Raw genomic sequence first — 14521 nt, 5'->3', positions numbered from 1 at the left:
CCTTCCCGCAGAAATCCCCTATGCCTGACAAAATTACTCAAGTTTGCTATACTTGAGTAAATAGCTCGGGATTAAAGATTAATTTACTCCCTTCGCACTTGGAATTTACTGTAGGAGTTCTACACTCATGCGCCTGACAACCAAAGGCCGTTTTGCTGTAACGGCAATGATAGACCTGGCTCTGCGCCAGGATAAGGGACCTGTGACGCTGGCCGGTATCAGCCAGCGCCAGGATATTTCCCTTTCCTATTTAGAGCAATTATTCGGAAAATTGCGCCGCCACGAGATAGTAGAATCGGTACGTGGACCTGGCGGCGGCTACCATCTGGCCCGCAAGGCACAAAACGTCACGGTGGCAGACATCATCATTGCGGTCGACGAACCGCTCGATGCAACCCAATGCGGCAGCAAAGGCAATTGCCATGGCAGCGATCACGACAATGGCATCCACTGCATGACGCATGACCTGTGGTCCACGCTAAACGCAAAAATGGTTGACTATCTCGATTCAGTGTCATTACAGGATCTGGTCAACCAGCAAAGACAAAAAACCTTGGATAAAAACGTTGTTGTCATGCGCCCTGTGCATGTTGTCCACACCGCAACTTGATAATTTGGAGTATTTAATGAACGCACCCTTAGAAAAAAGCCTGCTCGACACACTCAAGTCACCGCATTTCCCTATTTACATGGATTACTCGGCGACGACGCCTGTTGATCCGCGCGTGGCCGACAAGATGATCCCGTTTTTGCGCGCCCAATTTGGCAATCCAGCCTCCCGTAGCCACATGTATGGCTGGGATGCGGAAGCTGCGGTAGAAGAAGCACGCGGCCAAGTGGCGGCGCTGGTGAATGCCGATCCGCGCGAAATCATCTGGACTTCGGGCGCGACCGAAAGCAACAACCTGGCATTGAAAGGCGCAGCGCAATTTTACAAAGCCAAGGGCAAGCACATCATTACCGTCAAGACTGAGCATAAAGCCGTCTTAGATACAGTGCGTGAATTAGAGCGCCAGGGTTTTGAAGCCACATATTTGCAACCGCAAGATAATGGTCTGATCACCCTAGAACAACTCAAAGCGGCAATCCGTCCAGATACAATTCTCGTATCCGTGATGTGGGTGAATAACGAAATCGGCGTGATTCAGCCTATCGCGGAGATCGGCGAGCTATGCCGCGAAAAAGGCATCGTTTTCCATTCTGACGCAGCGCAAGCAACAGGCAAAGTCGTGATCGACCTGGAAAACACCAAAGTCGATTTAGTCTCTTTCTCAGCGCATAAATCCTACGGACCTAAAGGCATAGGTGCTTTGTATATACGCCGCAAGCCGCGCGTACGTATCGAGGCGCAAATGCATGGTGGCGGTCACGAGCGTGGTTTGCGCTCTGGCACCTTGCCACCGCACCAGATCGCCGGTATGGGCGAAGCCTTCCGCATCGCCAAGGAAGAAATGGACAGCGAATTGGCGCACGTGCGTAGTATGCGTGATCGCCTCGCCAAAGGTTTGCAAGAGATTGAAGAAACCTATGTCAACGGTGACATGGAACATCGCGTACCGCATAATTTAAACGTCAGTTTCAATTATGTAGAAGGCGAATCGCTGATCATGGCGATTAAAGATATCGCCGTCTCTTCAGGCTCGGCCTGCACCTCGGCCAGTCTTGAGCCTTCGTATGTATTGCGCGCCTTGGGTCGCAGCGACGAGCTGGCACATAGCTCTATCCGCTTTACCATAGGACGCTTCACTACCGAAGAAGATATCGACTTCACCATCAACCTACTGAAAACCAAGGTAGCGAAACTGCGCGAGCTGTCACCGCTATGGGACATGTTTAAAGATGGGATAGATATTGCGTCTATCCAATGGGCTGCGCACTAAATTTCGCGCACAGACTAATTTCAACTTATTAGAGGCTACAAAATGGCATATTCAGAAAAAGTATTGGATCACTACGAGAATCCACGTAACGTCGGCGCCTTCGAAAAAGGCGATGAGACAGTAGGCACCGGCATGGTAGGCGCTCCTGCTTGCGGCGACGTCATGAAACTGCAGATCAAGGTCGGCGCAGATGGCATCATTGAAGACGCAAAATTCAAGACCTACGGTTGCGGTTCTGCGATTGCCTCGTCTTCGCTGGTAACGGAATGGGTCAAGGGTAAAACTCTGGATCAGGCTTTGTCTATCAAAAATACCCAGATCGCCGAAGAACTGGCTTTGCCGCCAGTAAAAATTCATTGCTCAATTTTGGCGGAAGATGCGATCAAGGCAGCGGTTTTGGACTATAAGACCAAACACGCAGCTGAACAAAATACCTGATTTCGCTATTTGATTTTAAATATTGCGTTTGAGTCGTGAATTAAAGCGGCTCAAAGCAATACGCATTGGAACGATCATGACTATCACACTGACAGAAAAAGCCGCAAAACACGTCACCCGCTATATGGAAAGACGCGGCAAAGGCATAGGCCTGCGCTTTGGCGTACGCACCACCGGTTGCTCAGGCATGGCGTATAAACTGGAATATGTGGATGAAGTCGGCAGCGATGATCAAGTCTTCGAATCACATGGTGTGAAGGTCTTCGTCGACCCTAAGAGCTTACCGTACATCGATGGGACCGAGCTAGACTTTGCCCGTGAAGGCTTGAATGAAGGCTTTAAATTCTACAACCCCAACGTCAAAGACGAGTGCGGTTGCGGCGAGAGCTTCCGGATTTCATAGGCATTAGCAGATGCAGAATCATTTTGAGCTATTTCAGCTACCGCAGCAATTCGCCCTAGATGCAGCAGGTCTGGATGCGGCCTTTAGAGAAGTACAAAGCAAGGTGCATCCAGATAAATTCGTACAGGCTAGCGATGCTGAAAAACGGGTTGCCATGCAATGGTCTACCCGCGCCAATGAAGCTTATCAGACTCTGAAAAAGCCCTTGAAGCGCGCCACCTATTTGTGTGAATTGCAGGGTGTCGATTTGCAGACTGAATCGAATACCAGCATGCCGGCCGCTTTCCTGATGCAACAAATCGAATGGCGCGAAGCCTTTGATGATGCGCGCATGGCCAAGAATCAAAAAGCCTTATTTGCACTTGAGACTGAGCTGAGAATGGCACTCAAATTGCAATTGGAAAAGGTAGCACTGGCTCTGGATGCAAAAGATTTTCCTTTGGCGGCACAACAGATACGTGCTTGCATGTTCTTAGAGAAATTCATGAACGACATCGCTGCCTTAGACGAATAAAACACGAATACCCGAATAACCCGGCAAAACAATTCCTTCGTTTTGCGCTTGAGCGATGGCTAGCCATCCACCTACATTCATCATGGCCTTACTGCAGATTTCTGAACCCGGCATGTCCACCGCACCGCATCAGCACAGGCTGGCGGTAGGCATAGACTTGGGCACCACCAATTCACTGATAGCAACGGTACGCAATAGCATCCCGGAAGTCCTCAACGATGAAGAGGGCCGCTCTCTATTGCCGTCGGTGGTGCGCTATTTGGCCAACGGTCACGCCCACATAGGCTATAAGGCGCAAGCCGAACAAAGTAACGACCCTAAAAATACGATCATTTCGGTCAAGCGTTTTATGGGGCGCGGCTTAAAAGACATCGCCTATGCCGAGCATCTGCCCTACGATTTCCATGACGAACCTGGTATGGTACAACTCAAGACCATTGCCGGCATCAAGAGCCCGGTAGAAATTTCAGCGCAAATCCTGGCGACGCTGAGGCAGCAAGCCGAAGATGCGCTTGGCGACGATCTGGTAGGCGCGGTCATTACGGTTCCCGCGTATTTCGACGACGCACAGAGACAAGCCACCAAAGACGCAGCCAAACTGGCCGGTCTTAACGTCTTACGCTTACTCAACGAGCCAACCGCCGCCGCGATTGCCTACGGTCTGGATAATGCCTCCGAAGGCACTTATGCGGTGTTTGATCTGGGCGGTGGCACCTTTGATATTTCTATCCTCAAAATGAGCAAGGGCGTGTTTGAGGTGCTCTCCACCGGCGGCGACTCAGCCCTGGGCGGAGATGATTTTGATCATCGATTATTTTGCTGGATACTGCAAGAAGCCAAGTTAGCACCTTTATCTGATGAAGATACCCGTTTACTGATGACCAAGGCGCGTGAGGCCAAGGAAATCCTATCCAGCAAAACATCGACCTACATAGACGCAAAATTGCTCTCTGGTGAAAGCGTACATTTACAAATTCAGGCCAGCAACTTTGTTGAGATGACGCAAAATCTGGTCTTAAAAACCACCACACCTTGCCGCAAAGCGCTGCGTGATGCAGGCCTGTCGATTGATGATATCGATGGTGTCGTCTTGGTTGGTGGCGCCACCCGCATGCCGCACGTACGCAAGGCCGTCAGCGAATTATTTCAAACTACCCCACTGGCGAACATCGATCCAGATAAGGTAGTGGCACTGGGTGCCGCGATCCAAGCCAATCTACTGGCAGGCAACCGCGCCGCTGGTGACGATTGGTTATTGCTCGATGTGATACCACTCTCGCTGGGAATCGAAACCATGGGCGGTCTGGCTGAAAAAGTCATACCGCGCAATTCCACCATTCCTTGCGCACGCGCCCAAGAATTCACCACCTTCAAAGATGGCCAAACCGCGCTGGCGATACATGTGGTGCAAGGCGAGCGTGAATTAGTTAGCGATTGCCGCTCCCTGGCGCGCTTCGAACTGCGCGGCATTCCGCCGATGGCAGCCGGTGCTGCCCGCATACGCATCACTTACCAGGTCGATGCCGATGGCTTACTCTCGGTTTCTGCACGTGAACTGCGCTCCGGTGTCGAGACTTCGATTACCGTCAAACCGTCTTACGGCTTAGCGGATGGCGACGTAGCGCGCATGCTACAAGACTCGTTTACCTCGGCGGAAGGCGACATGAAAATACGTGCGCTAAAAGAAGAACAAGTGGAGGCCGAGCGCATTTTACTGGCAACCCAGTCGGCCCTGGCTAGCGATGCCAGCTTACTCTCTGTACAAGAACAAGCATCGATTGCCGTTTTAATGACGCAAGTCGCTCAACTCGCGCAGCAAGATGATCTTGATGCCCTACACGCCGCGATAGGCGCACTGGCAGACGGCACCGAAGAGTTCGCGGCGCGCCGCATGGACCAAAGTGTACGCAGCGCTTTAGCCGGTAAAAAATTAGATGAAATTTCCTAAATTTAGATAAAGAACAGATAGAGAACGCCATGCCCCAAATTATCGTATTACCTCACGCCGAACTCTGTCCTGAAGGCGCAGTGATCGAAGCCGCCGAAGGTCAATCCTTGTGCGAAGCCCTGGTCGAAAGCGATGTTGCGATCGAACACGCCTGCGAGATGTCTTGCGCCTGCACCACTTGCCATGTGGTGATACGCGAGGGCTTCAAATCCCTCAATGCGTCTAGCGATGACGAAGAAGACTTGCTCGATGCCGCCTGGGGCTTAGAAGCCTGCTCGCGTCTGTCTTGCCAAGTCAAATTAGGCACCCAAGACATCACCATAGAAATTCCAAAATACACCATCAACCACGCGCGTGAAAATCACTAAGGCGATTTTTCACAAGCAAGGCCGCTAGGCACAAGGGGATGCAGATGAAATGGATAGATAGCTGGCAAATCGCGCAGGCACTGTGTGACAAGTTCCCCGATCAAAATCCCCTTAGCATACGATTTACAGATCTGCACAACTGGGTCGTAGACTTAGAGGAATTTGATGACGATCCCAGTCATGGCGGCGAAAAAGTCTTAGAAGCGATACAAATGTGCTGGATAGAGGAAGCAAAGTAAGCAGGCTACTTGCTGAAATGCAAAAAACCTTTTACCATTAAAACAATTTACTATTGGTTCACTGTGGTCGCCGTTTTTGGCGGGCGGTGGTCGTGCGGTGGTCGTGCGTTCAGATCAATTTTAAACACAAAAGCAAATAGCCCTTAGACGACAAGCCAAAAGCCTGCAGCCCATAGCCTATTTTGCCAGCCCGACGACGCAGTCAGCAAAAGGACCTCTGCAATGCAGTTCCGACAATTTCTCTACGCGCTACGTAGTCGTATCACTTTAAGGCTAGCAATCATCCTGGCGGTTGTGTTTGGTCTTTTCGTCCCCGCTGCAATACTAATCCCCTATCATCTACGCACTATCGAAGATGCGGCGCGCGTGAAAGTCGCGGCAGATCATAAGCGCCTGACTGAAATTTTGTCGGTTATCCTGAGCGAACCACTTTGGCAAATCACCCCAGAAATTGCGAATATCTCTAGCGAAGTGGTGTATTCCGACCCCAGAGTGGCCAAGATAGAAGTCATCACCCTGCCCGACCGTAAAAATTTCATTACCAATGATGTCAGGATGCGCAGCCAAACCGGGCCGTTTACCAGTTTGAGTCGTGAAATCAAACATGGCGAACAATCCATAGGCGAGGTAAGACTCACCTTGGCGGAAGACTTGTTGCGAGCCGATCTGGAGGCTGATTTCCGTCGCTATGTCAGTACTGGCGTTTTATCACTACTGTTGGCGGTCGCCTTCATTCTCTTGGTGTTGCAATGGCGCATGGTGCAGCCCATCAAGCGTTTAATGAGTGAATCAGCACGCCTGGCCAATGGCCAACTGAGTGAGCCGATTGCCCTTAATCGTGGCGATGAGCTGGGGCAATTAGCCCTGAGCCTGGAAGCCACCCGACAAGCATTGCAGCGCAGCTTTCAAGAGCTTGAAGTCAAGAATCAACAATTGCTCGAATACTCGGGCGGGCTAGAATCCAAAGTCAAGCGCCGCACTCAGGAATTAGAGGATGCGAATATAAGTTTAGAGACGGCGCTTAACGACGTTAATTCAGTGCAAAACGAACTAGCCAGGGTCGAGCGCATGGCGGCCCTGGGCTCTATGGTGGCCGGCGTCGCGCATGAGCTCAACACCCCTTTAGGAAATTGCCTGCTGGTGTGCAGCACCTTAGAAGACGAAACCCGCTATCTAGTAAAACTGATCAACGAAGGTGGAATGCGCCGCTCTGACCTGGCTAAATATACAGAAGTCGCCACAGAGTCGACGAAATTATTACTGCGTGGGCTGCAACAGTCGGCCCGCTTGGTGGGTGATTTTAAACAGGTCGCGGTCGATCAATCGAGTGCGCAAAGACGCCAATTCAACCTATTGGTGATGTTGCAGGAACTGGTGGCTTTATTGGGTTCTAGCTTACGCAAGACCCCGTTCACACTAGAACTCGACATTCCCGACAACATTAGTCTCGATAGCTATCCTGGTCCCTTAGGTCAGGTATTTACCAATTTAGTCAATAATGCGGTGGCGCACGGTCTCGAAGGTCTGGAGCGCGGCCATATGCGTTGCAGTGCCAAGCTGCAAGACGATCATGTCGCGATCACGTTTGAAGACGATGGGGTCGGCATCCCGCCGGATATTATTAAACGTATTTTCGAGCCCTTCTTCACCACTAAATTTGGTCAGGGCGGCAGTGGCTTGGGCCTGAGCATTACCTTCAACATCATCAGCAATGTCTTGGGTGGTGAGATCAAAGTGAGCAGCGTGCCTGGTCAAGGCTCGCGCTTTGAAATCCGGATTCCCCTGGTCGCACCTGGCAATCCTGAGTTAGCCAACCCGCTACTGAATAATTAATCAACAACAAAGCCTTGCCCGCGCTGCAACTGGCAAAAGTAAAAGTTCCACCAAATTCGAGATACTCCACCCTAGTATAATTTCAACGCCCAATCACTACGTGCGCCAATGGCAGGGTTTAACTGTAAATAGTGGGGAGTATATTTCTTACACTTCTGGGTCTTACCAGAAAAGTGGTTAACAGTTACAATCGCACAAAACTTTTTCTGTCTGCTCCCTCATGCATCAATACCTAGACTTCATGCGCCATGTGCAAGAACATGGCACGATTAAAACCGACCGCACCGGTACCGGCACGCTGTCGGTGTTCGCGCATCAGATGCGTTTTGATTTGAGCCAGGGCTTTCCGCTGGTCACCACAAAAAAATTGCATTTAAAATCCATCGTGCATGAGCTGATCTGGTTTCTGGCCGGCTCCACCAATATCAAATACCTCAAAGACAATGGGGTTTCGATCTGGGATGACTGGGCCGATGAGAATGGTGACCTGGGTCCTGTGTATGGCTCGCAATGGCGTAGCTGGCCTTTGCCTGATGGCGGCCATGTCGACCAGATTAGTCAGCTTGTAGAGCAAATCAAAAACAATCCAGACTCACGCAGACTGATAGTCTCAGCATGGAATGTCGCTGACATTCCGAATATGAAATTACCGCCCTGCCATGCCCTGTTTCAGTTTTACGTGGCCGATGGCAAGCTCTCTTGCCAGCTGTATCAGCGCAGTGCCGACATCTTTTTGGGCGTGCCCTTCAATATCGCCTCGTACGCCCTACTGACCCACATGATGGCGCAGCAAACTGGCTTAGAAGTCGGTGAGTTCATCTGGACTGGTGGCGACTGCCACCTGTATGCCAACCATCTGGAGCAAGTCAAAGAGCAACTCTCACGCAGCACCCTGCCACTACCTAAGCTGATTATCAAACGCAAGCCCGAGTCGATTTTCGACTATCAATTCGAAGATTTTGAGTTCGCCGATTATCAGTTTCACCCGCATATCAAAGCGCCAGTCGCAGTCTAAGGGAGTATTTCATCATGATGTCATCGCTCACCATTATAGTTGCCACTGATAAGAAAAATGGCATAGGAATAAAGAACACGCTGCCATGGCGTCTGCCTGAGGATCTGGCGCATTTCAAGCGCACCACTAGCGGCCACGCCATTATCATGGGTAGAAAAACTTTTGAGTCTATCGGCAGAGTATTGCCGAACCGCCGCAATATCGTCATTACCCGCAACCCGGAGTGGCAGCATGCGGGCGTCGAAAGCGTTAGCTCATTGGCCGCGGCACAAGCTCTGGTGGAGCAAGAGCATGCTTACATTATCGGTGGTGCCGAGATTTATCAGCAGGCTTTGGGTTTGGCCGATCAACTGATCGTTACCGAGATAGAGCAAGAATTCGCCTGTGATGCTTTTTTTCCGGAAATCGCACCGCAAGTCTGGCAAGAAGTGAAGCGGGAACCGCAACACTCAGAGACTAATCAATTCAACTACGCATTTGTCACATATAAAAGAAGATAGGAAATAACATGTCAGCAGAAGGTTTTCACGTACACGGACCACACGATCATGAGCTAGAACACGCGGCCCATGGCAACGATCAATTCGCCAGCAAAATTGCCGTAATGACCGCCATCATGGCAACGGTAGGCGCGCTGTTTGGCTTCCAGGGTGGAGCGACGCAAAATGACGCCGCCATGTTTAAGAATGAGGCCGCAATTAAAAAAACCGAAGCCGCTAACCAATGGAACTTCTACCAATCCAAATCCAGCAAACAAAATCTGGCTGAATTGGCGATGATCTTGCCGGGCGCGGATGTCGAAAAATACAAGGCCAAAGTGGCACGCTACGACTCCGAAAAAGAAGCGATTAAACTGGTCGCAGAAAAATTTGAAGCCGAATCCACCGAGTGGGATAAAAAATCCGAAGCAGCATTGCACCAGCATCACCGTTGGGCGCAAGCAATGACGGCTTTACAAATCGCTATTTCACTGGCAGCGATCACCTTGCTGACCAAGAAAAAATGGCTGCAATTTACCTCGTACGGTGTTGCTGCAGCAGGCGTGGGCATCGCGGCTCTGGCCTGGTTACATATCTAAGAAAAAACCAAGAAGAAAATGAAAAAATATCTAAGCCTTGCCTTACTATTGGCAGCCTCGTTTACCGCCTCGACTGCCCAAGCGCAGGTTCTCGATTTCGCGCAACTCACACCTACACCGTATATCCAAGGGAACGTCAATTTTTCCTTAGGAGCCGTGGTCATCTCTGCACCTAAGTACTCAGGTTCGGATGAGCGCCGCATTGCCGCCTACCCAGCCTTTGATGCGCAATGGAAAAATGGCGTATTTTTCAGTGCGGTCTCCGGTCTTGGCTATAACTTTTCCAAAGACCCCTCCCTGCAATACGGCGTGCGCATGACCGCAGAACCCGGCCGCGACGAAACAAAATCAGCTAAATTAAAAGGCCTGGGTGATATCGATACCACGGTAGAACCTGGCGCTTTTTTCAACTACTACATCAACCCTACTTATGCGGTTCTATCCTCATTGCGCTACGGTTCAGGTTTAGATCACAACGGCGCGCAACTGAGTCTGGGTGGTCGTTATTTCCGCCCTATCAATGCGCAACATCGCTTCTCGGCCTTGTTCAGCGTGAATTGGGCGAATAGCACCTATATGCAATCTTATTACGGCGTCAACGCGCAGCAGGCGGCCGCTAGCGGTTATAGCCAATATAGCGCCGGTGCTGGCTTGACCGACATGAAGATAGGCGCCAACTGGCATTGGAGCATAGACACCAACTGGACTCTGATTACCGGCACCTCGGTAAAGCAAATCCTTGGTGATGCGGCAAATAGCCCTTTCGTAGTTCAAAAAACACCGGTCACAGTGTTTTCATCGGCCAGCTATCGATTTTAAAATATACCTGCTGGACAAAAAAAATCTGGATCACTTCGCAGTGATCCAGATTTTTTTTCATCTAGCGCTCACTTACCGCGCTAATTCTGAGCAATTTACTTCTTCAAATCTTTTTCCATCTTTTCTGTAGCTTCTGCTTTTTTCTCATTCATGGCAGATTTAGAGGCTTTTTTATTTGCGCCCAGCTTTTCATCAGCCGCTTTGATTTTTGCTTTGTAAGTTGCCGAAGAAGCGGCGTCTAACTCACGCTTAACCACCAGTGCATCTTTACCTTCAGCCGCAGCGGCTTTCGCTTTTGCCGCATTTTCTTTCTTCTCTGCAGCTAATTCTGCCTTAGCCTGAGATTTGCTTGCGCTGTATTCTTTGCGAGCCGCTTTAACTTCCGCTTTTTTGGCTTTTTCCGCATCACTCATCGCGACCCGGCCTTGCACGATAGGATCGGTCGATGTGGTCGCCGCTTGCACTGCGTAAGGGCTAGACAGCAAAGCCAAAGTCGCCAGGATGTTAACAATTTTATTCATTTTATTTCCTTTAAGTTTAAGAAGATGCGCTTTTTACCACAGCAAAAAGATAGCATTCAACAAACAATTATTCAAGCACTTGTTCAGGCATTTGCACTTTTTTCAGCGCAGATAAGGCCAACTTAGCCCAAAAAACCGACAAATCGCACTACACTCTTAGCGAGCAAGGCCGCCAGACTAAAAAGCCACACTCTCGCAAGACAAAATAGGCATCGATATTGATGTACAAACAGCATTTTTTTACAAAACGCCTAAGCTCTTTTTATTGCAGCATGACAGCAGTATGAAATCTTTGAAATTTGCCGCTATTTCAGCGTATTTTTTTACATCTAGGCCCACATATCTGAGAGAATTCGATTCTTTAAAATTTTTGGCGCGCAAGCGGTTGAGTTAACTTGCCCAGGCGTCTCCCTTGCAACAAGCTTTTTTGGAGACCTCCATGAAATTCCGCTTCCCCATCGTCATCATTGACGAAGATTTCCGTTCTGAAAATACCTCTGGTCTTGGTATTCGCGCGCTTGCCGATGCCATGGAAAAAGAAGGTATGGAAGTACTGGGCGTCACCAGTTATGGCGATTTATCCCAATTCGCGCAGCAACAATCACGCGCATCGGCCTTTATTCTCTCCATCGATGATGAAGAATTTGGTGCCGGTTCCGACGAGGAAAGCGACCACGCCTTAAAACCGCTGCGCGCCTTCGTCGAAGAAATTCGCTACAAGAACTCTGACATTCCTATTTATCTGTATGGCGAAACGCGCACCTCGCGCCATATCCCTAACGATATTCTGCGCGAACTGCATGGCTTCATTCATATGTTTGAAGATACCCCTGAATTCGTGGCGCGCCACATTATCCGCGAAGCCAAGTCCTATCTCGACAGTCTGGCGCCGCCGTTTTTCCGCGCGCTGGTGCATTACGCCAATGATGGCTCTTACTCTTGGCACTGCCCTGGCCACTCTGGCGGCGTGGCGTTTCTGAAGTCACCTATAGGCCAGATGTTTCACCAGTTTTTTGGTGAAAACATGTTGCGCGCCGACGTCTGCAATGCGGTAGAAGAACTTGGCCAATTATTGGACCACACCGGTCCGGTGGCAGCTTCTGAGCGCAATGCCGCACGTATTTTCAATGCCGACCATTGCTACTTCGTGACCAATGGCACCTCCACCTCGAATAAGATGGTGTGGCATTCTACGGTGGCGCCCGGCGACATCGTGGTGGTGGATCGTAACTGCCATAAATCGATTTTGCACTCCATCATCATGTGCGGCGCTATTCCGGTATTTTTGATGCCGACGCGTAACCATCTGGGCATCATAGGACCGATCCCGCTGGAAGAATTCACGATGGAAAGCATACAGCGCAAGATAGAGGCCAATCCTTTCGCACGTGAAGCCAAAAACAAGAAGCCGCGCATCCTGACCATTACGCAATCAACTTACGATGGCGTGCTCTACAACGTAGAAACTTTGCGAGAAATGCTAGACGGCGAGATCGATACCCTGCATTTTGATGAGGCTTGGTTGCCACACGCGACCTTCCATAATTTCTACCAGGATATGCATGCGATAGGCAAAGACAGACCACGGGCCAAGAAATCCATGATTTTCTCTACGCAGTCCACCCACAAATTGCTAGCCGGTATTTCACAGGCATCGCAGATTCTGGTACGCGAATCACAAACGGTCAAATTGGATAAAGACAGCTTCAATGAAGCCTATCTGATGCACACTTCGACCTCACCGCAATACGCGATTATTGCCTCTTGCGATGTGGCTGCAGCAATGATGGAAGCACCGGGCGGCACCGCACTGGTTGAAGAATCTATCGTTGAAGCGCTCGATTTCCGCCGTGCCATGCGCAAGGTCGATCAGGAATGGGGTAAGGACTGGTGGTTCCAGGTCTGGGGTCCGGAAACTCTGTCAGAAGACGGCATGGGATCGCAAGAAGACTGGATGATACGCGCCGAAGACGACTGGCATGGTTTTGGTAACTTAGCGCCTAACTTCAATATGCTCGATCCTATCAAGGCCACCATTGTTACCCCCGGCCTGTCGCTGGAAGGTAAATTTGGTGAGTCCGGCATCCCCGCCTCCATCGTCACCAAGTATCTGGCTGAGCATGGCGTGATCATAGAAAAATGCGGACTGTATTCATTCTTCATCATGTTCACTATCGGCATCACCAAGGGCCGCTGGAATACTTTGCTGACAGCTTTACAGCAATTTAAAGACGATTACGATAAAAACCAACCGATGTGGCGCATCTTGCCCGAGTTTGCGGCGGCCAATCCACGTTACGAAGGCTCAGGCTTAAAAGATCTGTGCCAGAGCATCCATGAGGTCTACAAATCGCATGATGTGGCGCGCCTGACGACAGAGATGTACCTGTCGGATATGCAACCGGCGATGAAACCGTCGGACGCCTTCTCCAAGATGGCGCACAGGGAACTCGATCGTGTTTCTATCGATGATCTGGAAGGCCGCGTCACGGCCATCTTATTGACGCCTTACCCACCGGGCATCCCTTTGCTGATACCGGGTGAGCGCTTCAATAAGACTATCGTCGATTACTTGAAATTTGTGCGTAGCTTTAACGAGCAATTCCCAGGTTTCGAGACCGATTGCCACGGCTTGGTCAAAGCAGAAGTCGACGGAAAACGCGGTTACTTTGTTGACTGCGTACGACTAGGTGCTGAGCTCGCAAGTTAAGACTGGATACGCTAGCGTTAAACAAAAAGGACCTCAAACTGAGGTCCTTTTTTTTCTACAGCGTTACGAATGCAAAGGTTGAACGTTTGAAGTTTAAAACCTAGGCCTTAGGCAAAGTCACACCGCGTTGTCCTTGATATTTGCCGCCACGGTCTTTGTACGAAGTTTCGCAAATTTCGTCGCTCTCAAAAAACAAGACCTGAGCGCAGCCTTCACCAGCGTAAATCTTGGCTGGCAAGGGGGTGGTGTTGGAAAATTCCAGCGTCACATAACCTTCCCACTCTGGCTCGAACGGGGTTACGTTGACGATGATGCCGCAACGCGCATAGGTTGATTTACCCAGACAGATCGTCAATACGCTACGTGGAATACGGAAATATTCTATGGTGCGTGCTAACGCAAATGAGTTAGGTGGGATGATGCAGACATCGCCCTTAAAATCGACGAAGGATTTTTCGTCAAAATTCTTAGGATCGACGATGGTGCTATTGATGTTGGTAAAAATCTTGAACTCATCGGCACAGCGTATATCGTAACCATACGATGAAGTGCCGTAGCTAACGATTTTCTGACCGTTTTCTTCGCGTACCTGGCCTGGCGAAAACGGCTCTATCATGCCCTGCTGCTCCGCCATGCGGCGTATCCACTTGTCTGACTTAATACTCATGCCTTACTCCTGCCAATTGATGTTGGGTGGAATTTTACGCGAATTCAGTGAGTAAATCTGCGTTTAGCCAGCTAAAAATCGGCAAAGC

The 14521-nt window shown here is 50.1% G+C and carries 16 protein-coding genes; 14 read left to right on the top strand and 2 right to left on the bottom strand.

Annotation, left to right across the window (positions count from 1 at the left end):
* Positions 1-127 precede the first annotated feature (127 nt).
* The 13 genes from iscR (at position 128) to EJN92_RS16990 (ending at position 10535) form a co-directional block, all read left to right on the top strand.
* The gene (gene iscR / locus EJN92_RS17050; protein WP_126128917.1) at positions 128-610 is read left to right on the top strand and encodes a Fe-S cluster assembly transcriptional regulator IscR; all 483 of its coding nucleotides are present in this window, start codon (positions 128-130) and stop codon (positions 608-610) included.
* Between the two features lie 16 nt (positions 611-626).
* Entirely contained in the window at positions 627-1880 is a 1254-nt protein-coding gene (locus tag EJN92_RS17045) for an IscS subfamily cysteine desulfurase (RefSeq protein WP_126128916.1), read from the top strand.
* A 42-nt stretch (positions 1881-1922) separates the two neighbouring features.
* On the top strand, positions 1923-2318 hold the full coding sequence (iscU, locus tag EJN92_RS17040; RefSeq protein ID WP_126128915.1) for a Fe-S cluster assembly scaffold IscU: 396 nt from the start codon (positions 1923-1925) through the stop codon (positions 2316-2318).
* Between the two features lie 76 nt (positions 2319-2394).
* Positions 2395-2721 carry an iron-sulfur cluster assembly protein IscA gene (iscA, locus tag EJN92_RS17035; RefSeq protein WP_126128914.1) on the top strand — a complete coding sequence of 109 codons (327 nt, stop codon included), beginning with the start codon at positions 2395-2397 and terminating at the stop codon, positions 2719-2721.
* Between the two features lie 10 nt (positions 2722-2731).
* A complete protein-coding gene (gene hscB / locus EJN92_RS17030; RefSeq protein ID WP_126128913.1) occupies positions 2732-3235 on the top strand; it encodes a Fe-S protein assembly co-chaperone HscB in 504 nt (167 codons plus the stop codon).
* An 82-nt stretch (positions 3236-3317) separates the two neighbouring features.
* Positions 3318-5183, top strand: coding sequence for a Fe-S protein assembly chaperone HscA (gene hscA / locus EJN92_RS17025; RefSeq protein ID WP_126128912.1), 1866 nt, complete (start codon positions 3318-3320; stop codon positions 5181-5183).
* A gap of 29 nt (positions 5184-5212) precedes the next feature.
* Positions 5213-5551: an ISC system 2Fe-2S type ferredoxin gene (gene fdx, locus EJN92_RS17020; protein WP_126128911.1), complete on the top strand. Its 339-nt coding sequence runs from the start codon at positions 5213-5215 to the stop codon at positions 5549-5551.
* A 44-nt stretch (positions 5552-5595) separates the two neighbouring features.
* A complete protein-coding gene (iscX, locus tag EJN92_RS17015; protein WP_126128910.1) occupies positions 5596-5790 on the top strand; it encodes a Fe-S cluster assembly protein IscX in 195 nt (64 codons plus the stop codon).
* 222 nt (positions 5791-6012) lie between these two features.
* A complete protein-coding gene (locus EJN92_RS17010) occupies positions 6013-7623 on the top strand; it encodes a sensor histidine kinase (RefSeq protein ID WP_126128909.1) in 1611 nt (536 codons plus the stop codon).
* Positions 7624-7843: 220 nt separating this feature from the next.
* Positions 7844-8638 carry a thymidylate synthase gene (locus tag EJN92_RS17005; RefSeq protein ID WP_126128908.1) on the top strand — a complete coding sequence of 265 codons (795 nt, stop codon included), beginning with the start codon at positions 7844-7846 and terminating at the stop codon, positions 8636-8638.
* A gap of 14 nt (positions 8639-8652) precedes the next feature.
* On the top strand, positions 8653-9138 hold the full coding sequence (locus EJN92_RS17000) for a dihydrofolate reductase (RefSeq protein ID WP_126128907.1): 486 nt from the start codon (positions 8653-8655) through the stop codon (positions 9136-9138).
* 8 nt (positions 9139-9146) lie between these two features.
* On the top strand, positions 9147-9716 hold the full coding sequence (locus EJN92_RS16995; RefSeq protein ID WP_126128906.1) for a DUF4337 domain-containing protein: 570 nt from the start codon (positions 9147-9149) through the stop codon (positions 9714-9716).
* 18 nt (positions 9717-9734) lie between these two features.
* Complete coding sequence (locus EJN92_RS16990; protein WP_126128905.1) at positions 9735-10535, top strand: MipA/OmpV family protein; 801 nt, start codon at positions 9735-9737, stop codon at positions 10533-10535.
* A 95-nt stretch (positions 10536-10630) separates the two neighbouring features.
* On the opposite strand, the gene EJN92_RS16985 is transcribed toward EJN92_RS16990, so the two are convergent.
* A complete protein-coding gene (locus EJN92_RS16985; RefSeq protein WP_126128904.1) occupies positions 10631-11056 on the bottom strand; it encodes a hypothetical protein in 426 nt (141 codons plus the stop codon).
* Positions 11057-11495: 439 nt separating this feature from the next.
* On the opposite strand from EJN92_RS16985, the gene EJN92_RS16980 reads away from it, so the two are divergent.
* On the top strand, positions 11496-13766 hold the full coding sequence (locus tag EJN92_RS16980) for an arginine/lysine/ornithine decarboxylase (protein WP_126128903.1): 2271 nt from the start codon (positions 11496-11498) through the stop codon (positions 13764-13766).
* A 100-nt stretch (positions 13767-13866) separates the two neighbouring features.
* Here the strand turns inward: EJN92_RS16980 and dcd are convergent, their stop codons facing one another.
* Complete coding sequence (gene dcd / locus EJN92_RS16975; protein WP_126128902.1) at positions 13867-14433, bottom strand: dCTP deaminase; 567 nt, start codon at positions 14431-14433, stop codon at positions 13867-13869.
* Positions 14434-14521: the final 88 nt, after the last annotated feature.

It is taken from the genome of Undibacterium parvum, assembly GCF_003955735.1.
Taxonomy (GTDB): domain Bacteria; phylum Pseudomonadota; class Gammaproteobacteria; order Burkholderiales; family Burkholderiaceae_D; genus Undibacterium; species Undibacterium parvum.
This window is presented reverse-complemented; position numbering and strand designations above follow the sequence as displayed.